Below are 24,193 nucleotides of genomic sequence, written 5' to 3' on the forward strand. Positions count from 1 at the left end.
GAAGGCGCTAATGCAACGCCTTCAATCTGTCTCCTTGATTAACACTTACCCGTTATGCTCATAAAGCAATGCCGTTGCGATTATGATAGCGTTGATAATCAATATCGGGACCCACTGGCACCACCTGAGTTGGGTTGATCATGGTATGACTAAAGTAATAATGACGCTTAATATGTTCAAAATTCACGGTCTCAGCTATTTCTGGCTGTTGATACAGATCACGCACATAGGCACTTAAATTTGGGTAGTCTTCAATTTGCTTAAGGTTACATTTAAAGTGACCGTGATAAACACTGTCGAAGCGGATCAAGGTGGTAAATAAGCGCCAATCGGCTTCAGTCAGTTGACCGCGTACCAAATATCGCTGAGCTGCTAAGCGTTCCTCAAGCTTGTCCAGTGCTTTGAAAAGCTCAGTCACCGCTTGTTCATAAGCCGCTTGAGTCGTAGCAAAACCGGCTTTATACACGCCATTGTTGATGTTGTGATAAACGAACTCATTGATCTGGTCGATTTCTGCCGCTAATGACGCCGGGTAGTAATCGTCATGATTGCCTGTCATGTCGTTAAATGCACTATTGAGCATACGAATAATCTCACTCGACTCATTGCTGACAATACGGTCGCGGTGTTTATCCCACAGCACGGGTACGGTAACTCTGCCAGAATAACTAGGATCGTTTTTCGTATACAACTGATGCATGAAGTCTAAGCCAAACAGTTTGTCGCCTACCTCTTCTCGTGCACTATTAAAGCTCCAACCATGATTGAGCATATCTGGGTCAACGATGGAGACATCAATGTGGGATTGCAATTGCTTTAACTGACGAAAAATCAGCGCGCGATGTGCCCAAGGGCATGCCAAGGAAACATAAAGATGATAACGCCCTGATTCAGCCTTGAACCCTCCCTCACCAGAGGGTCCAGCTTCGCCGTTGGCCGTGACCCAGTTTCTTAATTTAGCTGATTCACGCTGAAACTTTCCTTCACTGCTTTTGGTGTCATACCACTTATCATGCCAAGTGCCATCAATTAATAATCCCATGTATCCTCCTAAACAATATCGCCAAAACGGCCTTGTTGATAGTCTCTCACCGCTTGATGTAGCTCTTCTTGAGTATTCATTACAAACGGTCCCATATGGGCAATACGTTCATTAATGGCTTTTCCAGCCAAAATGAGAAACCCCGCATATTCTTGTGAGCGCAGCTCAATGGGGTATTGGCTATCAAGCTCTAATAATGATTGTGTGCCATACTGTTGTAATTGGCCACTGTGAATATAAATCAACACTTTATCAAAGTGTGATAGGTCTAACTTCAGCTCATCACCTGGTTGCAAACTGACATCAGCAAGTGCCCCCTGCCCTGCTAATTGTTGCAAAGGAGAAGTTAAGGTCTGCTCGCCAAGCTGCCAGGTTCCTGCCAGCGCTTTAAATTGGCCACCCGACCCTAAGTCTGTTACCGGCGCAGGATTGTCGGTGGTGTCTTGGTATTTGGGTGCACGCATTTTGTCTTTTGCTGGCATATTGAGCCAGATTTGAAAGCCATGCATCCCCTCACTGTCATTTAATGGCATTTCTGAATGCACCACTCCTCGACCAGTGCTCATCCATTGGACATCGCCGCTGCGGATCGCCTTTACATTGCCCATTTGGTCTTTGTGTTCAAACCCGCCTTTGCGGATATAAGTAAAGGTCTCAATACCGCGATGAGGATGTGCTGGGAAACCAGCCATAAAATCTTTTTTATCATCTGATTTAAGTTCATCAATCATTAAATAGGGATCAAGGCTTTTACCATCAAAACCAGCTATACGGTTGATTTTGACCCCAGCACCATCTTGAGTTGCTTGAGCACGCTTTAATTGTTTGAGTTTCATCTTTATTCCTAGCAAAACTTATCTTGATATTAGAGTAGCAAAGCACAGCAAGATTAAAATTAGCGAAAATCGTCGCTTTTATTCGTTTTAATAGAATGAAAAAGCAATTTTCTCAATGTAAAGCCCCATTACAGCTCCTTAATTTGCAGCCTTTCTGTCGCTTCAAAATATGACTTTTGTCAGTTTCTTTACTGACAACCATCACTGTTACTTGTTATTGGCAAGCGCAATACTGAGCCTAACTTAACAAAGGAGGCCAGTTATGGAGCAGGTCATTAATATACAAGATATGAACTTTGCCTACGGCGAAAAAGAAATACTGCAACACCTTAACCTGAGTATGGTTAGTGGCAAGGTCTACGCTATTCTTGGGCCCAATGGCGCAGGAAAAACGACCCTCATTAATATTCTGCTCGGGCGACTTGCACCACAAAGCGGTCACGTTAGTATTCTTAATCAGCCACCAGGCAGTGATGATTGTCGCGCCCGAGTTGGTGCTATGATGCAAACCAGTAGCTTGCCTTTAAATATCAAAGTGAACGAGTTTTTAAAGCTATTCTCGAGTTACTACCCACAGCCACTTCCTATCACTAAACTGATTACCCTGTGTCAGCTTGAGGGTGTCAGCGAACAAACCTTTGATACCTTGTCAGGGGGAGAGAAACAGCGTTTATTTATGGCATTGGCTCTGGTAGGTAACCCCGACATTGTGATTTTGGATGAACCCAGCGTTGGCATGGACGTGGAATCAAGGCAGCAGCTTTGGCAAGCGATTTTGACACTAAAGCAACAAAATAAGACAGTACTATTGACCACCCACTATTTACACGAGGCAGAACATCTGGCCGATGAACTGTATGTTTTACAAGCTGGAAACTGCCAACCTTTAGCGGACATTCCAGAGTTCAACAACCATTATAAACGCTCTGAGATCCGCTTTTGCTGTGATGCCTCTGCTGCCGCTATTGTCTCGGCTTTACCGTTAGTGGAAATCAGCCATCAGCAAGGCAAATACATCATTATGACTGACAGTCCCAGCCAGGTGTTATTGCAACTGCTATCACACTTTTCTGTGTCAGAGCTTGTGGTTTCCCCCCCTTGCTTAGAGCAGAGTTACCTTTCTTATATGAACGCGAGGAGTGCTTAATAATGTTATCGTCAACGTCTATGATATTAGAGTGTAAAACGGACTTACTGAGTACCTTTAGAAGCAAAAGTTTTGTCATTCCAGCCACACTGTTCCCATGCCTGTTTTACCTCTTTTTTGGCATTGTGTTTAGTCCAGATAAAGCCCAAAGCTATATGTTTATCAATTATCTGATCTTTGGCATGATTGGGCCGGCCTTGTTTTCGTTTGGGGTTAATGTCGCGCTGGAAAAACAAAATGGCTGGCTCACGCTTAAACAGTTAGCACCAGTATCACCCTACCAGTATTTAGTGGCAAAGTGTGCCAGCGCTATTTCGTTCTCGCTTATTGTCGCGCTATTAATGAGTGGTTTAGCTCTCATGGCAGGGGTGAGTCTCGCTCTCACGCAATGGTTGATGGTTGTTGCAATTGCGCTTATTGGCACGCTACCGCTGTGTGTTTTAGGCTTGCTATTAGGCATGTCAGTATCAGCGAAAGCGGCCCCAGCCATTGTCAACTTAGTGTATTTACCGCTGTCTTTGTTATCGGGTTTATGGCTGCCAATCCACCTATTTCCGGAAGTAATGCAGTGGTGCGCATGGCTATTGCCGAGCTTTCACATTTCACAACTGGCACTAAAAGCGATTGATGCATCACTTGGCTATATGTGGTGGCAGCATTTTCTGGTATTGCTATTGCAAACCATAGTGATGGTGGTCGTTGCTAAAGGTAAGTTTCAGTCGTAGTAATTAGTCTGCCCCCTTTAATTTAACCACTAGAACTTAATAAGCTTCCAGCCCAATATGTAACAATCGTGGGCTGGAAGTGGATGACAGAGGCTACTGCTGACGTGTAGCTTGCTTATGATCAATGCTCCATTGCCCTGCACCTGATACCGCCAGTGCCAAAAAGCCACCCGCCATTGCGATATTCTTAAAGAACATCAAAAACTGCATTTGATCGGCTAAATCAAAATGAAACAACAAGGCACTGACGACACTAAATAAAGCAAATGCCAATGCAGTCAGCTGGGTAAGGGCACCTAATAGAATAAACACCCCACCTACTAATTCAAAAGCAATAACCAAAGGCAATAGCTCACCAGGTAAACCACTGGCAGCCATATAGGCTGCATTACCATCGTAATATTGGATTTTATTCACTGCCGCCAGAATAAAGATGGCCGCTAATCCAATTCGTCCAAGTAGAGTCAAAAGTGCTGCAAACGGTGTGTTAGGCTTAATAATGTTGATCATGTTCATTTTTCTTTCCTCAATAACTGTTTGAAAAAACCACCTAGTGGCTAGTTGTTGAGAGAAAGTATATATCCTAAATAAACAAATGAAATTTGTATATTTGAAACTATTTATTCTATTTATCAGAATTTAAGCGATTAGTTTAAGAATTACACTCGATAGGTGCGCTTCATGGCATAAGTTGACTTTGCAGCCGCTCCTTACAACATACCCAGCTCACCCCTTCCCCTTTACTGTGGTTTGTCGTCAACGGCAGCAACAAGTAAGTCACGGCTCACCCAAAAACCACAAATACTGAGTACGACTAAGAATATGCCATACATAGAGCCAATATAAATCCAGTCGGTTTGATTGAAAAGCAAGCTTAACTTAGTGCCATCATTAAGGAAAAATACGTTCAGTAATGCACTAAAAATGGTTATACGAAAGTAAATGGGCTTGTCCATATGACTAGCAAATGCAGCAATAATGAGGGCAAATAAGCAGACATAAAATCCAATCACCGACATGGCACCGGTGAGCATGCTGGGGTAAAACGCGACGAGCGAGAGGGTTACGGCGGCCCAGCCTGTGACGCTGTAAATCATTATCAATTCCCTTGAAAATGTAAATGGTGTTCAACATATAAGCAGACGGAAGTATGAGGTAAATTATCTCTTTTAGCAACTAAATCTGAGTCAAAACGCCGTGTCTTTTAGCCGTCTGCTGGTTCAGCTCGACTCGGCCAGCAGCTTTTCCACCCTGTGCTGCAAAATAGGTAGCTTCAGTTGCTCAAACCACGGGTTCTTTTGTAACCAAAAGCGGTTCCTTGGGCTGGGATGGGGTAACGCTAAACAATGGTGATTTTGGTAGTCACAGCTACTTACATTGGCCGTTAATGTACTAGCCGCGGTTAAATAATACTTTTGCGCGTACTGCCCTATTAGCAACGTCAGTTTGGATTGACGTAATGTGGCTAAAATAGAGCGATGCCAAGTTTGAGCACAAATTGATGGCGGCGGTAAATCACCGGATTTGCCTTTACCTGGGTAACAAAAAGCCATCGGAATAATAGCAAACAAGCTTGGGTCGTAAAATTGCTGCGAACTTACTGCTAACCACTCACGTAAGCGCTTGCCGCTAGCATCATTAAATGGTGTTGAGCTTTGGTGAGCCTTGATACCCGGCGCCTGCCCTATAATAACAATCCGCGCCCGCTCACTGCCTTGGATTATGGGGTTAGCTCCAAGTGGTAGTGAGTCATGACAAAGCTGACATGCGCGAACTTGTGAAAAGATATCCTGCAAACTAAAGCCTCAAAAATAACTCAGCGCTACGCTAACAAAATGCCTGCATAATTGCATGTCATTTTATTGTGAATGTTAGCACTCGAGGTTTAAAGGCTGTTCAGCAAATAAAAGCAAAACAGGCACAGTAAAACAACTGATAATCACTATTATTTAGCTGTTTATTCATGGATAATACCCGCTTATTTTTTGTTGATTTAAGAGGTCTATGCTGTGCCTGCGCTCGGTAACGCCAATCCGTTATTAAGTACTTATCAAGTACAAGTCGTTATTCGTTTTTTCATTGCAATAGTAGGCGGCTATTTTTTCACCGCCCTATGCGCCTCATTACTGGCATTATTATTACCAACCACGCACCTCGACGCGCTGCTATTCGCCTTATCAAGCAGCCTTATTTTTTATACCTTGGTGTTTATTGGGGTCTTTAGTTGCCGCTCATTTCGCCGCCTTTGTGTTGTTAGCACAATGACATTAACCCTGCTCTATGGCTTGCTGATATCACTTGGAGGGACGCTGTGAAAGACTCTTTTTTCCGCAGCATGAGCTGGTTACACACTTGGGTTGGGTTACTCGTCTGTTGGCTGTTATTGCTTATTTTTTTCGCCGGCACGACCAGCTTCTTTCGTCATGAGATCAGTTTTTGGGCACAACCAGCGGTTCATGACTTACCCGACTATGACCCAGCTTTACAACGCCAAATCGTCAGCGACAGCATTGCTAAGTTGCAACAGCAGGCCGCTGACGCCCGTTCATGGCGTATTGAAATGCCCACCGAACGTCGCCCTAGCCTGCTATTAATTACTTCGCAGCAACCTGAAGCCGGAGAACGTCGTGGTAAACGCGAATTTAATTACTATCATCCTTTGACGCTTGAGCCATTACCTGACTATCGCGAAACCCGCGGCGGTAACTTCTTCTACCGCTTACATTTTGACCTGCATTATATGGATGCCATTAGTGCACGCTGGATAGTCTGTTTTGCTAGCTTATTTATGTTGATCGCTTTGGTCTCGGGCGTGGTGATCCACAAACGTATTTTTAAAGATTTATTTCAGTTTCGCAGCGGCAAAGGACTCAGGAGCTGGTTAGACGGCCATAATGTGTCTTCGGTTATTGCCCTGCCCTTTCATATTATGATCACCTACACCGGATTGGTGACGTTGATTTTTATGCTGTTGCCACAGCCACAAAAACAGCACTTTGGCGACCGTCAAGCCGTGCGCGCGGAGCAATTTCCTTTCTCAGCCAGTATTGAAAAAAGTGGCCAGCCTTTACAGCAGATAGCACTTGGTACCATTCTGGATCATTATTTTACTAACAATAATGACCTACCCATTCGCCGCATTAGTATCTCATCGCCTGCAGATGCCAATGCCACAATAAAAATCTATGCTAATGCCGTGCGCCAAGTGCAGGACGATCCACCTGGTTGGATGTATCAGGCTGCCAGTGGTGAGTTGCTTGCGACTCAGCATACCGAGTTGTCAGCAGCAGAAAACCTCTATGGTGGCATGATTGCACTGCACACCGGTCGCTTTGCTGAGCCTCTGCTACGTTGGCTTTATTTCCTTTGTGGTTTGGCAGGCTGCGCCATGATTGCCACGGGCGCGGTCATGTGGGCAAAACGGCTGCGAAAAAAATCGAAAGCGACCGGTAAGGGTCCCTTTGGCTTGCGCTTAGTGGAAGCATTGAATCTCGCCACCATCATGGGGCTTCCTGCTGCCACTGCGGCTTTTTTTCACGCGAACCGTCTGCTGCCTATTGACCTTATAGGCCGAGCCGACAAAGAGGTTTTAGCCTTCTTTATAACTTGGGGCGCATTCACATTAGCCGCATTCGTCAGTGCCTCGCGGCGCTCTTGGTGGTTTGCTGCACTGAGCAATGCCCTATTATGGGGCACCTTACCTCTGGTGAATATACTTGTAACATCAGGCAACACCCTAAGTTATCTCTACCAGCAACAGTGGCTGCTGTTTGCTGTTGATGCGGTTGCCATTATCACAGCAATTGGCTTTCTAATTCAGGCCAATAAACTGAAGTTAACAGCAAGCTCTTCTGCAGCTAAAGGTAAGCGCATTAAACGCGAGGTAGTCGATTCATGATGTTGGTTGCTTTAATACTGTGTTTAATGGCCTTCGTCGGCTTTGCGCTCAGCAAACCAAACCACTACAAAGAGGTCATGGGCTGTCGGCCTTCAACACAAGGTTGCTGCCAGCTCAATCTGCTGAGCTGGGTTCTGCTCAGTATCAGTTTTGTGCTAGCAATTAAAGAGAGTGGGGCATATGGTAGCCTTGAGATACTAGGTTATATGACTTTCTCGGTGTTGTTGTTGGTGTCGCTATTGGCGTTGCGGCCAACCTGGTTGAGATCATTATTTTACCTACTTCCTGCTGCGCTTATTGTCTCCTTACTGATATAGATCAGAGTTTAATCAAGGCGCCGTAACTGGCGCTTTTTTTGGATCATGATTTTACTAGCTTTGGTTTGTTAAGCCATTGAAGTAGAATGTTTTTGTCTAAAAATCACACAGTGTTATAGCAATACAACAAGGATTTACTAACGCATTGCCCATTAAGTTAGTAAAAAGCTGATCTATTAGTTCGCACGCCTATTATTAGTTAGTAAAATGCTGATCTCTACTAGCAAACACATTAACAAGGTTAGTAAAAAACTGATCTGTGTAATGCCATTTCCGCTTTTGTTGGTAAAAGTCTGATCCATATTGTCAGCCCCGATAACACAACTAAGTAAAATACTGATCCATAAACATTGAGTTAGTAATTTGATGATCTCTAATGCTTGCAAAGGAAAAAACGATGAGTGGCTTGCATCCTTTTATAAGCTAAAAAAACGACGAATAAATGCAAAAAGAAGGGTGGCAAATAAAGGTAAGACTATCAATTTAACATAATAAGCTTATCACTGTTTTTATCGTCTCTCTAGTGATCGAGTTTATCCGCTTCATCATGACGGAACAATTAAGTCATAAAACAAAAGACACCCAAGTAAACACGCTTATGTTTACTTGGGTTATAGCGCTAAGGCGTATTATTCTTGTTGCCACTCAAGCTGCATGTCCCACACATATCGATGCTCAGGCTCAAGGGGGTGTTGTGAGTCGTCCACCTGTTGCAGCACATTTTTTGCCTCAACTAGGGTAGCATCGCGACCAAACAAGTAGCTTTGCTCATCAACTATGGTTTTATAGGCTTTATTCAAAGCCAACGCTCGTTCTTTAGAAGGGGTAATTAACTCATACAAATTAGTGGCAGATTTAACCTTTTGTTTATTCACAGTACCGTCTGAGTTGAACCAACGCATTAGCATTTCTTGGTTTTGTCTAAACTCATCGCCACCACCGACACGCATCATATAGGTTAAGAACTCACCTTGGGTTTCGCCCTTATTTGGTACGTCAGTCATGGCTTTTAAATCAATGTAGCCCCAGCCAAGCTTACCTTCTACTTTTCTGGCAAAAGAAAATGTTTGGTCATACGTAGAGCCAATGGTCTTATGACAACCATTACAAAACGCAAGCTCCTGTTCATGCTGTGGTCGTAACTGACCCTCTTTATCCTCTATATAGCCATTTAGAGTCCAACCAAAGTTGTTGTTGATACCTTGGTCACCTAAATAAAGCGTTTGTGGATAATTTTCAAAGGCTTTTTCTTTTGCCTCGCGATAATAGGCTGCGCCCAAGGATTGCTTTGACTTGAAGTTGTGCTTTTTCATATAGCGCACTTCTTTCATTCTTGGTGCGTTAAAGATATTTCCTTGCTCATCTACTCCAATGTACCTTACGGTATGTAAAAACTCTGTATTCTCAGGGTACAGTTCGTGAGCCAGCTTGATGCTGTTGGCATCGCCGACATAGTATTGTCTGGCTTTAATTTTAGTGATGCGACTAAGCACACCATCGCCATTCAAATCCGTGCCAATTTGCGATTCTGAAATTTCTGGAGTAGTTATGGTGTCAAGCCCCTTTACAGCCATCTCCACCAAACTGAGGTTGGCAAGGTAGACGTCTTTGCTGTAGCGGCCAGAGGTTTCCCTAAAGGCATCGGCAAGGCGGATCATGACATCACCGGTGGAACCATTGGTTGGCCAAAAGGTACTAGGAAAGGGCTTGTAATTAAACGCCACCCAACCACTGCCGTCTTTAGCAAAGCCTTGCTCATCGAAGGCCTGCTCAGGAAAAGCTAAATTTTCAATCGGGGTAATTTCGCCCTTCCAGTTTGGATCGGCTTTTAGCTTTTCAATCAGGGGAGTGTAGTTGTCTTGATTGACCCAGTTAGTAATATCTTGATCTGAGATATTGGCAATAAGCTCAGAGCGATCTTTGAATAGATTTTTCCAATGGTTTTTAAAACCTAAATCAGAGAATTCATAGGCACCTTGTAAGTTGCCATCACGCAACATATTAGGTCGCTTTTTATCATCATAAGACTGGTGACAAGCGTAGCATGGGTTATTCACGCCATCAGTTTTGGTGTAGCACTGCGGCGGGATCACCGATTCAGGGTTATATACTTCATCATGCGCCATAAACGCCGTAGCAGGAATATCATCTCCCTCAGAGTAGGGCGCAGTGACAGGGGAGCTCAGCACCTTGGTGCCGTTTGCGGTAACAACTGGCGGCTCCTGGCAACCTGTCATGAAGACAGCTACAGAGACTGCAATAAAGCTAACGTATTTCACTTTTATGACTCCAAAAAATAGTTAAAAAAAGGCAGTGCCTTAGGCACCGCCGGGCGTAATCTAAATCCGTTTTCGATTACTGTGCTTTAGGGTCATACAGCCAAAGCGTATTGTTTTCTTGGAAGCCATCTTCACCGATGATGATACGGCCGTCTTCCATCACGATGACGTTATCAGGCTGAGAAAGCTGGTTTACATCGCAGCGTTCTGCCCCTGTTAATGACGAACGGTAAGTGCCACCCATTACCACAGGTTCAATGCGCGTTAGGTTGTAGCTATTATCGATATGAGCACGGTATACACCACCACAATCTTTCACTCGCGCAGATAGCTGAATATCTCCTTCACCGTCAATCATAGTATTATCGATATCCGCAATGCCGATATACATATAAGCTTTATCAACGACTTCGCCAGCCACTACATCTTGACCAGTCACCGCTTCTAACACGCGATTATGATTGATGCTGATCCCTTCAAGCTTACGCCATTCGGCCGTAGCGCCCATTTGACGAGCGGCTTGACGAGACTCTAGGAAAATTGCACGATTGTCCATCGGCTGACCCGCTGTCACCAAACCACCGCCATTTTCTACGCTAGGGTAGTTAGCAGCGCCCTCGGCCCATGCTTTAACATCCGCCACTGACAGATAGCTGGTTTGGCCATCAACGTAATCTGAGGTATCAATGTTGTCGTATTGTGCAACCCAAGTTTCTATTTCAGCATTGCTTCCGGAGCCAAGTTCTACCCATGAAATGTCAAACCCGGTTACCGCTGGATCGGATAGTCCTGCGTCTTGAGTAAGTTTGGCTGCATACAAAGTACCAGAACTTAAGTCTTCAGGCTGATCAGCAACAAACTTAAATAGCACGCCACCGGTATCATCTTGTGATGAGTAGACGGTGCGACGGTCAGGCATAACTACTGAGTTTTCATGCTCATAACGACCAATAGTGAAATGCTTAACGACATCCGGAGTATCTGATGTTGGGTTTTTAATTTCAGCAATATAACCATAGCGATATGGGTTAGGGAAGTCAGGGGCAGTTAACGCTTCCATGGTATCGTTACCAGTTTCGCTAGGGTCGTTCCAGGCTGGGTCTTGAGTTGAATCAACCGATGACCAAACGATCCACTCTTCTGAAGTCAGTGGCGTGCCCCAAGGAGATACTGAGCCAAAACAGTTTGCTGCCGTACCTTTAACGCCATCGAAGTCCACCATCATGGCTTCTTCGATAGACCATTGACCACTGGTCGCTTTGCTCATTTTTAAGCGACTTACGCCACCAGGGTAAGCCTCCCAGTTAGTAAACAAGTAGCCCGTATCGGCATCGACAGGAATGAAACCATTAAAATCTGGGTTGTCATTTTTAATGATTTCTTCACCGGTAGAAATGCTGTAATGAACACCTAAACCGCCCGCTAAGCCTTTGTCGCCAAGCTGGTCAAATGTATCGCCAGTTTGGCCAAGAATTTGATATTGGCCAATCGCCGACACCACGGTTTGTTGTTCCATGGTTGATGCCGGCACTGGAGCGCTGGCAATGGCCGATGGTAGGTTGTTAAAGTTAACCCCAGTTAGAACACCTACAGTACCGGTATTAAATGGCTTGCTGTTAAAGCTGTCGGTTTCCGTATTGCTGTCATTAGGGTGCTGAACGTTAAAAAATAAATCCCCACCTTCTGATAAGAACAAGCCAGTTACTTCTGCACCTGCAGGTACCGTGGCTATGCGCACTAGGCCAGGTACACTGTAACTGCCATCACGACCATCTACGCCATCTTGACCGTCTTGGCCATCAGTGCCATCTTGACCATCCGCACCGTTTTGGCCGTTACTACCATTACTGCCGTCAACGCCATCTTGGCCAGCACTGCCTTGTTCACCTTGAGGACCAGCAGGACCGATAGGCCCTTGCTCGCCATCATCGCCATCACACGCTGTGAGAGACATTGCAACTGCCGCTGCAATCAGAGAATATGCTACACGCTTCATGTTTTACTCCAGTTCCGATGTATTGTTTTTGTAAGCGTGCAATAGTGTGCAGTGTCCCTGTTACAGTTAACCGACTAATTTATTAACCCTTTCCTACAGGATTAAGACACTGGTATGAATACCCAATACAGGTAAATCTGTACAGGGGGTTTACAGTCAATATAAGTGGCCTTGCAATGGTTATTGTGAAATGGGTTTATGCTCCATAAATATCAGCTCATCGCTAGCAAAACCTTTTTCTTTCGCTGTAGCGATAAAGTTATCCATTACCGCTTCATCGACTGTAGGGGTTCTAGACAGTAACCACAGGTAATCACGGTTGTAGCTGGTAACATAGGCATATTGATAATCACTGTCTAATTCAAACACCACATAGCTACCATAAAATGGGCCAAAAAAGGAAACCTTTAAATGTGCGGTACTCTCATCTTCAACAAACTTAGCTTTGCCAATGGCCTCTTTCCAGGTTTGTTCTGCAGTAACATATCCTTTATTGATTACTTTAATGCTACCATCATCATTTAAGCTATATGTTGCTGTGACGTTTTGCATTCCTCGCTCAAAGGAATGGTCTAAGCGCGCAATTTCATACCAAGTACCGGCATAGCGCTCTACATCAAACTGTTTTACGGGCTTAATATTTTCTGGTAATCCCGTGCATGCTGTTAAAAGCAGCATAAAAAAAAATAGGGATAGATGTTGATATTTCATTATTTATTTCCTTCTTCAAACGCCAACAATACGAAAAAAATTTCCATAAAGTTTAGCTTAAATATCATTTTCACCATATTGGGAAGGGTATTATTAGGTGCTTCTGGCCAGCGATTGTTTTACTATTTAGTATAAACTCTCTCTAGAGGTCGCAATGTTAAAGGAACAGAACAAAAAAATACTAACTCGTGGGCTGGGTGCTAAAAGTGGCTTACTTGCTTTCTACATTGAACATGCGCCCCCTTTACCTCCTTACCAGGATTGTCAGCAAGTGCTGCCTCTGGCACTTGGAGAAGTGGCTCATATTGGTGCCCAGTGTGGCAATGGCTGGCGTAAAATTTTTAATGTTTTTGCCAAAACCTTGGCCGCTGGCGCTTTTTTAGATCATCAAATTACTAACTATGAGCGCTGGCAAGACTACCGCGACAACCAATTACTGCAATCCACCTCACAAGAAGCGCTGCTTTTCAGTCCACCAGATTTAGCTGCAAACCGCTATCAATGGCACATTATCGCAGGTCGCACCTATGCAAAAAAGCTACTCAGAGATCACGTTTTTACTAACAACTTGGTTTGGTTAGACAGCGAATTCGCGGTTGACTATGAGCGCCGCCTAATCGTTTCACCGTTTCTTGATTATCGGCAATTAAGTAACATTAAAATCAATAAGTTAGTTAATATAATTAAACAAGCTTCCGGATCGAACAATGATTAAAAGAAAAAATAATTAACGACTGGGATCAACTTTTTACCTAGTAATATACTGATCTCTACTTCTTAATTGCAGACTGTAAAGATTAAGAGATCAGGATTTTACTAGCTTAATAGAATGCTTTTCTCTTTTATTTCAATAGGATCATATTTTTACTAAGTTGCTGTTCAAGCCACCCATCTAACATGAGCAAGGCACTTAGTATTTTTGCGTGTTGTAGCCAGCAAAACCGAGCGCTTTAAAATAAGGCCTCGCCGGCTTAAACCCAGCATTATCAAGCAGTTCAGCTAAGCGCATTTTATCGAGTGGGTAAAACTCACGCTCAAAGTTCCCCCTCATGCGCTGTTCACCGGCGTCCGTTAAACCCAACTGTTTGCATACCAAAAGCTGTGCCTCACGCTCAAATGGAGTGACAGGGCGCTCAAGGTCGGCCAAGAACAAATAGCCGCCATTTTTTACTTGCTGCCCCATTAACCGAAATAGCGTTTCTTTATCACCGTTATCGCTAACAAAGTGCATAACGAGCAGGCACAACACCACATCGACCTGATACTCACCGGATTGCAGCGGACCGTGATGAAGCGTGACACGTGAGTTTATTTCCAACTTAGTAAAGTGCTGATCTGCAATTGCAAGCATGTCGGCCGATGTATCTTGGGCAATAAACGTCCAACTGGGGTTTATTTTAGCCAGTTCAATAATCTCTTTTCCTGTGCCGGCACCAACCACCAAAATTTTCGCCTGTTGTGGGTACAGTGCCATAAGTTGCGCAGCGGTTAATTGATGCAGTAATTCATAACCTGGCACCAGCTTTGTAATGCGCTTATCGTAATGTAGTGCTTCCTCACCGTTAAAAGTAGGCATATTCTGCTCCTTAAATTACTGAATGCGTAGTGCTCGGCACATTGTTAAGACTCAGGAATGAAGGTTAACGCCGAATACCCGCCGGGCCGCTTATTGACGTGTATGCGGGTGGCAATGCGTTCACTCATTTGCGCCACATGGGAAATCACCCCCACTTTACGCCCTTGAGACTGTAAGGCATCCAAGGCATCAATAGCAACCGCCAGAGTCTCAGGATCTAGGGTGCCAAACCCCTCATCAATAAACAGCGAGTGGATCTGCACCTTATTGGCCGACAATGCCGCCAAACCTAACGCTAGTGCCAAAGAAACTAAGAAAGATTCGCCACCAGATAAGGTATTGACGCTGCGCTGTTCATCAGCCATATCCTTGTCAATAATAGCAATGTCCAAAGATTGCTCGATGGTCGTCAGCACATAGCGCTTCGACAAGCTGCGCAACTGCTGATTTGCGTATTGCAGTAAAATCCTCAAGGTTTGCGTTTGCGCCCAGTTACGCAACTTTTTACCTGTGGCATCGCCAAGCAGCTTGTCTAATAAATACCAGTGTTCGTAATCTTGCCGCTGTTGCTCAAGTTGGCTGGCTTGGGCGGCAAACTTTTCGCGGTTTTGACTGTCGAGTTCTAGCTGTGTTTGCACCTGCAATAATTGTTGCTGGGTTTGCTGCAACTGCTGCTGCAATTCATTCAGTTGCTGTTGCAACTGCTCCTCATCAACTCCCTCAGGGTAGTGGGTGAGAAGCTGTTCGATTTCTTGCTGTTGGTGCTGCTGCAGTAATTTAGCTTCATGTTGCTGCTGGGTTAATTGGCTATATTGGCGGATCACTTCCTCTGCTGGTGCCAAAGGCTCTCCCAGCAAAGCGTGTAACTGCGCTACATCTTCAATGCCATGATCTTGCGCCAGCCATTGCGCTATACGCTCATTGAGGGTGTGTAATCGTTGTTTTAGATCCTGTTGCTGCGCCTGCAGTTCGGTGATGCTGTGCCTCGCTTTCTCAAGCTCTGTAACAGCCTGATTGTAGGCAATCACAGCGTCATGAAGCCTCTGCTGTGCCTGCTCAAGGCCATGTTGATACTCTGCAATCCATTGCTCTCGAGTTTTGTCCGCCGGCAAATAGGCTTGCCGTTCAGACGCCAGCTCCTGCAGCGCTTGTTGGTGCTGATCTCGCTGTGACTCAAATTGCCTAAGCTGCTGTTGTTGGTAACTGCGCTTTTCTTGCTCAGCATCTTGTTGCTGTAGAGTGGTTTTTATTTTTTCTTGCAGCGTCTCAACGTGTTGGCATAACTGTAACCAGTTGCTCACCTGACTCTCTAATTCCTCCAGTGCCTCAGTGTCGCTGTCACTAAAGTGCTGCCACCAGGCTTGTTGCGGTAGCAATTGCTGCAGTCGCTGTTGCAGCTCATGGACGCTGTGTTGATATTTCGCCACCTCATCTTCAAGTTGCGCCTGTTGTTGCGTAAATGCGGTTTGTTCTTGCTGCGACGCCGTGAGTTGTTGCTGTATGGCATCAAGCTGCTGCTGAGCTTGCTGACATCGTTGCCATTGTTCATCCTGCTGAGTTCTTAATTGATTGAACTGAGCCCGCGCTTGTTGCGCCTCTTCGAGTCGCTGCTGCGCCAGCTCACTGGTTACATTGTGATAGTCGCTAGGGAGCGCATTCAATTGCTGTTGCTGTGTATCAATGGCTCGCTGAGATTGCGCCACTTCATGTATAGTGGACTGTAATAGGGCGTTTTCACGCTCTTTTTGTCCAACTAATTCATTGTAACGTTGCAGCACTTGTTCTCGCGCTTGCTCCGCTGCATGAGTCTGTCCACGGAAATCCTCTAACAGCTGTTGCCAATGCTTATCAATGTGTTCGACGGCATAAGGGTGATCTTTAGCGCCACACACCATACACTCTTGCCCTGGCTGTAACTGGGCTCTTAAGTGGCTAATACTGTCGCTGGCACGAAGCTGTACCTGCGCTAAGTTGTCCTGCGATAAGGCAACCCGCTGCTTAGTCAGTTCATCTTGTTGTTTGGTGTCTTTGAGCTGCTCTTCAAGACGTTGCAGCGCTATTTGATGTTGGGTTTGCTGGATCTGCAACTGAGCAAGGTGCTCTTGCTGTTGTTCGAGTTGCTGACGGCTCTGTAGTGCTTGAGTCCAGTTGCTGACTTGCTGATTAACATCAAGGTCTTTAAAGCCAGCTAGTTTTTGTTGCAATGCGCTCAGTTGTGATTGTTCGTTTTGCTGCTGTGATTGCGCTTGTTCAAACTGCTGACGTTGCTGTTGCAACCGCTCAGCTAATTGTTGCTGTTGATTTGGTAAGCTACGTAATTGTTGTTGGCTCTTAAGCAATTGCTGTTGCTGAGTGATTAAATCTTGAAATTGTGGCTTTAGCGCTGACCATTGCTGGGCAATACCAGCAAGCCACTGCTGTTGTTCTTGCCTCTTTTCTAGGGCTTGCAACTCAGCCGTTACGTCTGATACCTGCAGCACCAGCGCTTTGATACGCTGAGCATATTGCTGCACCAACGATTGTGCTTCTTCATAATGGCGATTTGCTTGTTGCTGTTGCACTTGATGCTTGGCCAGCTCTTCATCAATTTTTTTCACTGCAGCAAAACTATCAGAAAGGCCATCAAACTCCGTTTGCAACTGCTGTAAAGTGTGTTGCTGTTGTTGTTTATTTTTCTCACACGCGGCAATCTTAGCCTCAAAGTCTTGTTCACGCAGATGCTTTAAACGTTGCTCCAGTTCATGCAACTTTGCTTGAGCCTGTGTTTGTTGCTCAACATTATCGCGCATTGAGTTAGCTTTGCTGATTTGCTGTGCTTTTTCTTGCTGCGGGGCTAACTGAACAAGTTGCTGCGCTAGCGTCTGCAACTGCGACTCGACTTGATTAAGCTGCTGTTTTCGTTTTGCTAGAGCATCGAGCCACTGTCGCTGCGCGTTAGCAGTATTAAACTGTTGCTGATGGGAATCTCGTTGCTGAATGAGTTGCTGTTGTTGTTCATGCAAGGTGTGTTGTTGTTCTTCAGTGAGCAGTTCAATCTCACCGAGCTTGTCCTCTTGGCGCTGCAGTAGCTGCTTTTTTTCTTTGTGCGCTTCGAACACCGCTTGACCAATTTTACTGAACTTCTCTGTGCCAGTAAGACACTCAAGCAACTGGGCGCGCTCATCACCATTGGCTTTTAAAAAAGCGGCAAATTCATGCTGAGCAAGTAACACAGCTCGGGTAAACTGCTCAAAGTTCAAACCAACCAACTCTTCAATTTTTTGCTCGGTTTCACGTTTACCCTCACACACCAAGGTCTCTTGCGGCCAAGTATACAACTCCAGTTTCGCTGTTTTAAGTTTTCCAGCGCTCTTTTTTCTCGCCCGCTCAACCGACCAACAAGCCAGATAGCGTTTACCGTCTTGGGCTAAAAACTGCACCTTAGCCGAGCCGGATACGCAACCACGACGTAATAGGTTTCTAGGATCATTGAGTTTTATATCATCGCCATTGAAGGCCACCGTCTTTTTATCATCTGATTTCAATCTGGCTGTTTTGCCATATAAAGCCAAACAAATAGCATCCAATAAGGTACTTTTACCGGCGCCAGTGTCTCCGGTAATCGCGTATAAGCCAGTATCGCTCAGCGGCGCAGCGGTGAAATCAACTTCCGCGTCAACAATTGAAGCCAAGTTTTCTATGGCTATTTTTTCCAGTTTCACCGGCTAGTCCTCCATGGCTGTGATAACGGCGGCAAGTTTGTCATGTAACGCTTTAGGTGCCGCCTGTTGCTCCGGGTCAATCTCACGGTAAGCAATATCCAGTAGCGTATTTACGCTTAACGACTCCACCTTACCAAGATCTTCAAATTGCGATTCTTTATCCTCATCCGCTTTACTCACCCGTTCGATACCGCAAAATAGCACCGGCTTATCTTTTAAAGCGGCATCAATCTCTGCCCGAAAACGACTGCTGGATTCAGTAGCACTGAGGCGCAAACGCACATAAGGTTTTTCTTCATATTGCCCAAAGTCGGTGTTGTTGATTTGTTCGCATAGCTCATCAAGCGTGGCAGCACCTTGCTCTGGGATATAAAGAAGGTGTTGAAACCTTGGAATGTAAAGGGGCTTTACATCCAGCAAGTCGCTATCAGAAAACTCTAAAAGTAAAACCTGATGCTGATAGTTACGTTCAGAAAAAGACATTGGCAGCGGGGTGCCGCTATAACGAATTGCATTTTGCTTTGCAACAGTTTGTGCCTTATGCAAATGACCCAGCGCGACATAATCAAATTGCTCGCCAAACACGTTTGCAGAAACAGCATCAAAGCCACCGATATTGATATTGCGCTCAGAATCTTCAGAGATACTGCCACCTTTAGCGTGTAAATGTCCCATTAAAATAATCGGGCCTGATGGCTTGGCAATGGTGTCAATGGCTTGTTGGTAGGCCTGTGCAACCCCTTGCTGGTAGCTATTATCGCCACTTTGACGGGGCAAGTCGCCGCCGCGTAAGAAGGGCATAGCAACCACATGAGCGGTTGTCGTTGCGGTTGCTAAGGTTAATACCACTTGCTCTGGTGCGTTTTTATCAAAGTGACCCACGACATGAGTATTAAAGGACTGCAACAGCGGCTTGGCGGTTTCAATGCCACTGGCAGAGTCATGATTGCCAGCTATCAACACAATATGGAGCTGAGGTAAGTGTTTTGAGATGTGCTGAATGAAGGTGTAGAGTTGTTTTTCGGCGCTGGCAGGGGGAGTGGCGGTGTGGAAAATATCCCCGCTAATAAGCAGAATGTCAACTTGATGCTGCTGCAGTGTTTCGCTTAGCCAATCTAAGAATTGCTGATGCTCAGCCGCTCGTTCATGTTCATAAAACGATTGCCCTAGGTGCCAATCAGATGTGTGTAAAACCTTCATTTAGCGTTCCTTTTCTAATAGAAACGCTAATATAACATCGTCTGGCGACGTTCGTCTTGTGCTTATTCCATGGTGTTAGCTCAATGGCTCAGTTGCCACCATACCAACATAATCACTGGCAGTGCCAATAAAAAGAACATTGCTGGTACTTTAATGACACGCTTTTGCTTTTCTTGCACCCGCTTGATCGCGGATTTTTCATTGCAAGCGGCTACCTTATCAACGTAGAAATAGCCTTCGTCTAAGTAACCTTTACAGTTTTGTTCGTCTGCTGGAATTGCAACAAACTTCTCTTGTTTTTTTAGTATGTAGAAATCCATACTGCCCACCACATTTCTTCGCTAAACGGGTATTTAGTACAGAGCAAAACTAACGCCAGTTTTACCCAGAGCTTGTGAAGTGCGCGATTTTAAAGACAAACTTGGGTCAATATCAACCACTTATTCTGTTTTTTTTATTTATTTATAAAATAGAGACAATAAGCTGACAAAATACCTTCTTGGCATGTAAATTTACGAGCCATACTCAATTAATAATATATCTGTATAACAACAACTTACAAAAGCAGATGGCAAAGGGGGCCGCGTCATCAGACAATTTTGTTACTTTATCTCAAAATTTTGCTTTGTGAAATGTTCTTTGTCACTTTATTGACACTGACGATCCGCTTGCAACTGCTACATGAGCGCTAAACTTGGTTTTGCGACATGGCACGATGGCTGGCCTTAACCAATTGAGAAAAAGAATGATAAGAACCCTCCCATTACTCACGCTGTTAGGCAGCGTGGCTCTTTCCACTGTGGCAAATGCCACTGCCATTAAGCAAACCAAAGGCAGTTTTGAAGATAAATTTCGCCAGCTTGATGAAACTCTCCCTACCGCTAACGTTTATCGTAGCGCAGCCGGTGCGCCTGGGGAGCGCTATTGGCAACAACAGGTAGACTATGATATTGATGTGACACTGGACGAACAAGCTCGTCGTTTGAGCGCCAGCCAAACAATCCGCTACCAAAATAATTCCCCCCATCAATTAAAGTATTTATGGTTACAACTGGACCAAAATATCTTTAAAGCGGACTCTATGGCCGAACGCAGCGCCACTTTTGGGAATGAATTACAGAGTAATCCTATCGCAAAGCCAGCAAAAATTTCCCTCAATCAGCTGCGTCGCCAGCAATTTATGGCCGACAACGAACTGGGTTTTGTGATCAGTAATGTCACCGACAGCAAGGGCCAAGAGTTAAAAGTGACCATCGTTGATACCATGATGCGGGTCGACTTAAACCAACCACTGGCCAGCAATGAAGCGACCGAGTTCTCACTCGACTTTGCCTTTAATATTGTTGAAGAAGATGCCGTTGGCGCACGCTCGGGATATGAGCACTTTGAAAAAGATGGCAACGACATTTTCTTGCTGGCGCAGTGGTTTCCTCGCTTAACCGCTTACACAGATTACGAAGCTTGGACCAATAAAGCCTTTTTAGGCAGTGGCGAGTTTACTCTCGAATTTGGTGACTACGACGTTGAGATCACCGTGCCAGCAGATCATATTGTGTCAGCCACCGGTGAGTTAGCCAACCCCAGTTCCGTGCTCACTAAGACACAGCAAGCACGGTTAGAACAAGCAAAAACAGCCAAGCGCCCGGTTTTCGTTGTCACCGAAGAAGAAGCGTTAGAGAAAGAGAAGTCACACAGCAAAGAGACCAAAACCTGGCACTTTAAAGCGCAAAATGTCCGCGACTTTGCTTGGGCCTCATCACGTAAGTTTATGTGGGATGCCAAAGGTTATCAGCAAGGCGGGGATGAGCAGCCGTTGGTGATGGCCATGTCGTTTTATCCTAAAGAGGGCGGCGACCTTTGGAAAAAGTACTCCACTGAGTCGGTGATCCATACCATGGAAGTCTATTCGCGCTTTTCTTTTGATTACCCATACCCCACCGCACAGTCGGTCAATGGCCCGGTAGGTGGCATGGAGTATCCGATGATCACCTTTAATGGTCCGCGCACCAAATTGCAAGATGATGGCACCAGAACCTACTCTTTAGCAGAAAAGCGCTTTTTAATTGGGGTGGTTATCCATGAAATTGGCCACATTTACTTTCCTATGATTGTCAACTCCGACGAGCGCCAGTGGACTTGGATGGACGAGGGCTTAAACAGCTTTTTAGATGGCGTGGCTGGGCGTGAATGGGATCCTACTATCCCGTGGGGCGTTGAACCACGAGATATTGCCGCTTATATGAAGTCGGAGCATCAAACCCCGATTATGACGCAATCTGACAGCGTGCTAAGACTGGGGCCAAATGCCTACACTAAGCCTGCAGCGGCACTGAATATTTTACGCGAAGTGATTCTCGGTCGAGAGCTATTTGATTTTGCCTTTAAAGAGTATGCTCAGCGCTGGAAATACAAACGTCCCACTCCAGCAGATTTTTTCAGAACCATGGAGGAAGCATCTGGGGTTGATTTAGACTGGTTTTGGCGCGGCTGGTTTTACAGCACCGACCACGTTGATATTTCACTGGATAAAATTTACCAGCTGAGAATTGATACCAAAAATCCCGATATTGATTATGGTCGCTTACGCGAATTTGAAAAAAACAAGCCCATGTCCTTGTTTGTTAAGCGTAACCGTGAAGAGGGTAGGGCACTGTGGGTTGACAAAAATCAAGATATCCAAGATTTCTACGACCAAAACGACCAATTTACGGTGACCAATAAAGAGCGCAACGAGTATCAGGAATTCCTCGACAAATTAAAACCTTGGGAAAAGCGCACGCTGGAACGTGCGGTAGCTGAGGACAACAACTACTATGTTATGGAATTTAGTAATCTTGGCGGCCTCGTTATGCCTATTTTGTTAGAGTTAACCTATCAAGATGGCAGCAAGGAAGAACGCATGATCCCAGCGGAAGTTTGGCGTAAAAATGCTCGTCATGTCAGCAAGTTGATCATTACAGACAAAGACAAGCCATTGGCTTCTGTTAGTGTAGATCCTCGTTGGGAAACGGCTGACGTTGACATTGAAAATAACCACTATCCCAGACGGATCATTGAATCACGTTTAGAAGTGTTTAAGAAAAAGAAACGCCACGGCAAAGTGCATCGCGATATTATGCAAGACAGTAAAACCCAGATAAAAACCGATAAAGAGCAAGAGGAAGTCTAATGAAAGCTTGGCTTATCGCCATTGTGGTGGTGCTCATAGCGCCACCGAGCTTTGCGCATCAGCTTAAAGCCGCGATCACTACGGTGCTATTCAATAAGCGCACCGGCAACATCGAGATCATGCACCGCTTCCATTTGCATGATACCGAGCATGCGGTAGAAGGGATTTTTGATGATCACGCTGACTTATTTAACAGCGCAGAAGATCGTGCTCGATTCGCTCAATACGTTGACGAGCGCGTTGCTATGCGCATTTCTCCTGCTCAGCCACTGCCACTCGAACTCGTTGGTGCTGAAATTGATGGTCGGTTTTTTTGGGTATATCAGCAAACCCCCATTCCCAAACAGTTTGATACACTGGAAATGCAGCACGGAGTATTGCGTGATATTTGGCCACAACAAGTTAACCTAGTTAACTTTGAAGGATTAGACAAAGTCAAAAGCCTAAACTTTAACGGCGATGATAATTGGCTTAGCGTTTCTTTCTAAATCATTCAGCCCGCCACAGTGCTGAGCGGGCCCGCTACTTTTCCCCACTTTAATAAACTAACAACAAACATAGCAAACCGCCCTTTCGTGAACTAATGTTAAAGAAATGCGTTGTGTTGCCGCAAATAAAGTGAGGAGGGAAAAGGAGTGAATACCTTCTATTTACTGTCGTTCTATGTCGCAGCTTGGTTGTTTTCTACACCTGTGTTGGCTACCGATGTCGTTCGCTACAATATCTCTCAACAGTATAATGATCCCAAACAAGATTATTATATTGCTTTGCTGCGTATGGCGCTTAATAAAAGCAGAGAACGCTACGGACCGTATCAGTTATTTGAAAACTCCTTTGATCACACCCCACAAGGCAGAACTCTCGACCTTGTTGAGCGAGGGAAATTATTAGATGTGCATTGGAGCATGACCTCTAAACAGCGGGAAAAACAACTCGGAACCGTGTATGTGCCATTACTAAAAGGCATGATGGGCGCTAGGTTGCTTTTAGTGCGAGAAGATACCCTAGACAAATTAGAGCTCATTGATTCAGCAGCACAGCTTACCAACTTCACCTTAGGCAGTGGCTCAGATTGGCCAGATACAGCAATATACGAAGCCAATGGCTTTGTGGTAACCACCAGCAACGCCAGTACATTACCAAAAATGTTTCAACAGCGTCGTTTTGACTTATTTCCACGAGCCCTTCATGAGCCATGGACCGAACTGAGTGGCTACCAAAAAGTCACTGTGGCACCAAGGTTTGCCTTGTGTTACCCCGCCGCCATGTATTTTTTTGTGACAAAACAAAATACCAGGCTAAAAGAGCGCCTTGAGTATGGACTCAACCAAGCCATCGATGATGGTTCGTTTGATCAACTCTATTTTTCGCACCCTATTTCTAAAACCGCCATCGACAAGGCGCAATTTAGCACGCGAAAAACGCTCAAACTCCACAACCCCAACCTAACCAGCCATACCCGCGACATTCTTTTTGATGCGCGCTATACTTGGAAACCCATTCATCAATGCATTGCGCCTCATTAGTCCAGCTCAACAAATACTTGCATAAGCAGATAAGGTATTAGTACAGTCTTAACAATAACCTGTCTATTTA

20 protein-coding genes are annotated in these 24,193 nt (G+C 45.0%); 8 read left to right on the plus strand and 12 right to left on the minus strand.

Annotation, left to right across the window (positions count from 1 at the left end):
• Window positions 1-58: 58 nt before the first annotated feature.
• Both ACNKW2_RS00870 and ACNKW2_RS00875 read right to left on the minus strand, forming a co-directional pair.
• Window positions 59-1,042 carry a glutathione S-transferase family protein gene (locus ACNKW2_RS00870; RefSeq protein WP_419146861.1) on the minus strand — a complete coding sequence of 328 codons (984 nt, stop codon included), beginning with the start codon at window positions 1,040-1,042 and terminating at the stop codon, window positions 59-61.
• An 8-nt stretch (window positions 1,043-1,050) separates the two neighbouring features.
• Window positions 1,051-1,878 carry a pirin family protein gene (locus ACNKW2_RS00875; RefSeq protein WP_419146862.1) on the minus strand — a complete coding sequence of 276 codons (828 nt, stop codon included), beginning with the start codon at window positions 1,876-1,878 and terminating at the stop codon, window positions 1,051-1,053.
• Window positions 1,879-2,140: 262 nt separating this feature from the next.
• Here ACNKW2_RS00875 and ACNKW2_RS00880 point away from each other — a divergent pair, with 262 nt between their 5' ends.
• Both ACNKW2_RS00880 and ACNKW2_RS00885 read left to right on the plus strand, forming a co-directional pair.
• Window positions 2,141-3,025, plus strand: coding sequence for an ABC transporter ATP-binding protein (locus ACNKW2_RS00880; RefSeq protein WP_419146863.1), 885 nt, complete (start codon window positions 2,141-2,143; stop codon window positions 3,023-3,025).
• Between the two features lie 2 nt (window positions 3,026-3,027).
• Window positions 3,028-3,750: an ABC transporter permease gene (locus ACNKW2_RS00885; protein ID WP_419146864.1), complete on the plus strand. Its 723-nt coding sequence runs from the start codon at window positions 3,028-3,030 to the stop codon at window positions 3,748-3,750.
• 93 nt (window positions 3,751-3,843) lie between these two features.
• Here ACNKW2_RS00885 and ACNKW2_RS00890 read toward each other — a convergent pair whose 3' ends face one another.
• The 3 genes from ACNKW2_RS00890 to ACNKW2_RS00900 all read right to left on the minus strand — a co-directional run bounded on the left by ACNKW2_RS00890 (window position 3,844) and on the right by ACNKW2_RS00900 (window position 5,546).
• Window positions 3,844-4,266 carry a DoxX family protein gene (locus ACNKW2_RS00890; protein ID WP_419146865.1) on the minus strand — a complete coding sequence of 141 codons (423 nt, stop codon included), beginning with the start codon at window positions 4,264-4,266 and terminating at the stop codon, window positions 3,844-3,846.
• A 224-nt stretch (window positions 4,267-4,490) separates the two neighbouring features.
• Window positions 4,491-4,847: a hypothetical protein gene (locus tag ACNKW2_RS00895; RefSeq protein WP_336565408.1), complete on the minus strand. Its 357-nt coding sequence runs from the start codon at window positions 4,845-4,847 to the stop codon at window positions 4,491-4,493.
• Between the two features lie 123 nt (window positions 4,848-4,970).
• On the minus strand, window positions 4,971-5,546 hold the full coding sequence (locus ACNKW2_RS00900; RefSeq protein ID WP_419146866.1) for a uracil-DNA glycosylase family protein: 576 nt from the start codon (window positions 5,544-5,546) through the stop codon (window positions 4,971-4,973).
• Window positions 5,547-6,061: 515 nt separating this feature from the next.
• Here ACNKW2_RS00900 and ACNKW2_RS00905 point away from each other — a divergent pair.
• A complete protein-coding gene (locus tag ACNKW2_RS00905) occupies window positions 6,062-7,648 on the plus strand; it encodes a PepSY-associated TM helix domain-containing protein (protein WP_419146867.1) in 1,587 nt (528 codons plus the stop codon).
• Window positions 7,648-7,965, plus strand: coding sequence for a DUF3325 domain-containing protein (locus tag ACNKW2_RS00910; RefSeq protein ID WP_419146932.1), 318 nt, complete (start codon window positions 7,648-7,650; stop codon window positions 7,963-7,965). The genes ACNKW2_RS00905 and ACNKW2_RS00910 overlap by 1 nt, the downstream gene beginning before the upstream one ends.
• A gap of 629 nt (window positions 7,966-8,594) precedes the next feature.
• Here the strand turns inward: ACNKW2_RS00910 and ACNKW2_RS00915 are convergent.
• The 3 genes from ACNKW2_RS00915 to ACNKW2_RS00925 form a co-directional block, all read right to left on the minus strand.
• Window positions 8,595-10,202 (minus strand): hypothetical protein, encoded by a 1,608-nt coding sequence (locus tag ACNKW2_RS00915; RefSeq protein ID WP_419146868.1) that lies wholly within the window; start codon window positions 10,200-10,202, stop codon window positions 8,595-8,597.
• A gap of 118 nt (window positions 10,203-10,320) precedes the next feature.
• Window positions 10,321-12,240 carry an alkaline phosphatase PhoX gene (locus ACNKW2_RS00920; protein ID WP_419146869.1) on the minus strand — a complete coding sequence of 640 codons (1,920 nt, stop codon included), beginning with the start codon at window positions 12,238-12,240 and terminating at the stop codon, window positions 10,321-10,323.
• 180 nt (window positions 12,241-12,420) lie between these two features.
• Window positions 12,421-12,951 (minus strand): lipocalin family protein, encoded by a 531-nt coding sequence (locus tag ACNKW2_RS00925; RefSeq protein ID WP_419146870.1) that lies wholly within the window; start codon window positions 12,949-12,951, stop codon window positions 12,421-12,423.
• Window positions 12,952-13,105: 154 nt separating this feature from the next.
• On the opposite strand from ACNKW2_RS00925, the gene ACNKW2_RS00930 reads away from it, so the two are divergent.
• Window positions 13,106-13,666, plus strand: coding sequence for a DUF6942 family protein (locus ACNKW2_RS00930; protein ID WP_419146871.1), 561 nt, complete (start codon window positions 13,106-13,108; stop codon window positions 13,664-13,666).
• Window positions 13,667-13,861: 195 nt separating this feature from the next.
• Here ACNKW2_RS00930 and ACNKW2_RS00935 read toward each other — a convergent pair whose 3' ends face one another.
• The 4 genes from ACNKW2_RS00935 to ACNKW2_RS00950 form a co-directional block, all read right to left on the minus strand.
• Window positions 13,862-14,527: a class I SAM-dependent methyltransferase gene (locus tag ACNKW2_RS00935; protein WP_419146872.1), complete on the minus strand. Its 666-nt coding sequence runs from the start codon at window positions 14,525-14,527 to the stop codon at window positions 13,862-13,864.
• 44 nt (window positions 14,528-14,571) lie between these two features.
• On the minus strand, window positions 14,572-18,228 hold the full coding sequence (locus ACNKW2_RS00940) for an AAA family ATPase (protein ID WP_419146873.1): 3,657 nt from the start codon (window positions 18,226-18,228) through the stop codon (window positions 14,572-14,574).
• Window positions 18,229-18,231: 3 nt separating this feature from the next.
• Window positions 18,232-19,428, minus strand: coding sequence for an exonuclease SbcCD subunit D C-terminal domain-containing protein (locus ACNKW2_RS00945; protein WP_419146874.1), 1,197 nt, complete (start codon window positions 19,426-19,428; stop codon window positions 18,232-18,234).
• Between the two features lie 80 nt (window positions 19,429-19,508).
• Window positions 19,509-19,748, minus strand: a complete 240-nt coding sequence (locus ACNKW2_RS00950) for a hypothetical protein (protein ID WP_419146875.1) — start codon at window positions 19,746-19,748, stop codon at window positions 19,509-19,511.
• Between the two features lie 425 nt (window positions 19,749-20,173).
• Here ACNKW2_RS00950 and ACNKW2_RS00955 point away from each other — a divergent pair, with 425 nt between their 5' ends.
• The 3 genes from ACNKW2_RS00955 to ACNKW2_RS00965 all read left to right on the plus strand — a co-directional run bounded on the left by ACNKW2_RS00955 (window position 20,174) and on the right by ACNKW2_RS00965 (window position 24,123).
• Window positions 20,174-22,597, plus strand: a complete 2,424-nt coding sequence (locus ACNKW2_RS00955) for a M1 family metallopeptidase (protein WP_419146876.1) — start codon at window positions 20,174-20,176, stop codon at window positions 22,595-22,597.
• Entirely contained in the window at window positions 22,597-23,085 is a 489-nt protein-coding gene (locus ACNKW2_RS00960; RefSeq protein ID WP_419146877.1) for a DUF6702 family protein, read from the plus strand. The genes ACNKW2_RS00955 and ACNKW2_RS00960 overlap by 1 nt, the downstream gene beginning before the upstream one ends.
• A gap of 147 nt (window positions 23,086-23,232) precedes the next feature.
• The gene (locus ACNKW2_RS00965; protein WP_419146878.1) at window positions 23,233-24,123 is read left to right on the plus strand and encodes a hypothetical protein; all 891 of its coding nucleotides are present in this window, start codon (window positions 23,233-23,235) and stop codon (window positions 24,121-24,123) included.
• Window positions 24,124-24,193 lie beyond the last annotated feature (70 nt).

The organism is Pseudoalteromonas 'SMAR' (genome assembly GCF_048515945.1).
Lineage (GTDB): Bacteria > Pseudomonadota > Gammaproteobacteria > Enterobacterales > Alteromonadaceae > Pseudoalteromonas.

Bases quoted from the DNA above. Each gene is read 5' to 3' on its own strand.
- ACNKW2_RS00870 (WP_419146861.1), bottom strand. From the start codon at position 1,042: ATGGGATTATTAATTGATGGCACTTGGCATGATAAGTGGTATGACACC.
- ACNKW2_RS00875 (WP_419146862.1), bottom strand. From the start codon at position 1,878: ATGAAACTCAAACAATTAAAGCGTGCTCAAGCAACTCAAGATGGTGCT.
- ACNKW2_RS00880 (WP_419146863.1), top strand. From the start codon at position 2,141: ATGGAGCAGGTCATTAATATACAAGATATGAACTTTGCCTACGGCGAA.
- ACNKW2_RS00885 (WP_419146864.1), top strand. From the start codon at position 3,028: ATGTTATCGTCAACGTCTATGATATTAGAGTGTAAAACGGACTTACTG.
- ACNKW2_RS00890 (WP_419146865.1), bottom strand. From the start codon at position 4,266: ATGAACATGATCAACATTATTAAGCCTAACACACCGTTTGCAGCACTT.
- ACNKW2_RS00895 (WP_336565408.1), bottom strand. From the start codon at position 4,847: ATGATTTACAGCGTCACAGGCTGGGCCGCCGTAACCCTCTCGCTCGTC.
- ACNKW2_RS00910 (WP_419146932.1), top strand. From the start codon at position 7,648: ATGTTGGTTGCTTTAATACTGTGTTTAATGGCCTTCGTCGGCTTTGCG.
- ACNKW2_RS00915 (WP_419146868.1), bottom strand. From the start codon at position 10,202: ATGACAGGTTGCCAGGAGCCGCCAGTTGTTACCGCAAACGGCACCAAG.
- ACNKW2_RS00920 (WP_419146869.1), bottom strand. From the start codon at position 12,240: ATGAAGCGTGTAGCATATTCTCTGATTGCAGCGGCAGTTGCAATGTCT.
- ACNKW2_RS00925 (WP_419146870.1), bottom strand. From the start codon at position 12,951: ATGAAATATCAACATCTATCCCTATTTTTTTTTATGCTGCTTTTAACA.
- ACNKW2_RS00930 (WP_419146871.1), top strand. From the start codon at position 13,106: ATGTTAAAGGAACAGAACAAAAAAATACTAACTCGTGGGCTGGGTGCT.
- ACNKW2_RS00935 (WP_419146872.1), bottom strand. From the start codon at position 14,527: ATGCCTACTTTTAACGGTGAGGAAGCACTACATTACGATAAGCGCATT.
- ACNKW2_RS00945 (WP_419146874.1), bottom strand. From the start codon at position 19,428: ATGAAGGTTTTACACACATCTGATTGGCACCTAGGGCAATCGTTTTAT.
- ACNKW2_RS00950 (WP_419146875.1), bottom strand. From the start codon at position 19,748: ATGGATTTCTACATACTAAAAAAACAAGAGAAGTTTGTTGCAATTCCA.
- ACNKW2_RS00955 (WP_419146876.1), top strand. From the start codon at position 20,174: ATGATAAGAACCCTCCCATTACTCACGCTGTTAGGCAGCGTGGCTCTT.
- ACNKW2_RS00960 (WP_419146877.1), top strand. From the start codon at position 22,597: ATGAAAGCTTGGCTTATCGCCATTGTGGTGGTGCTCATAGCGCCACCG.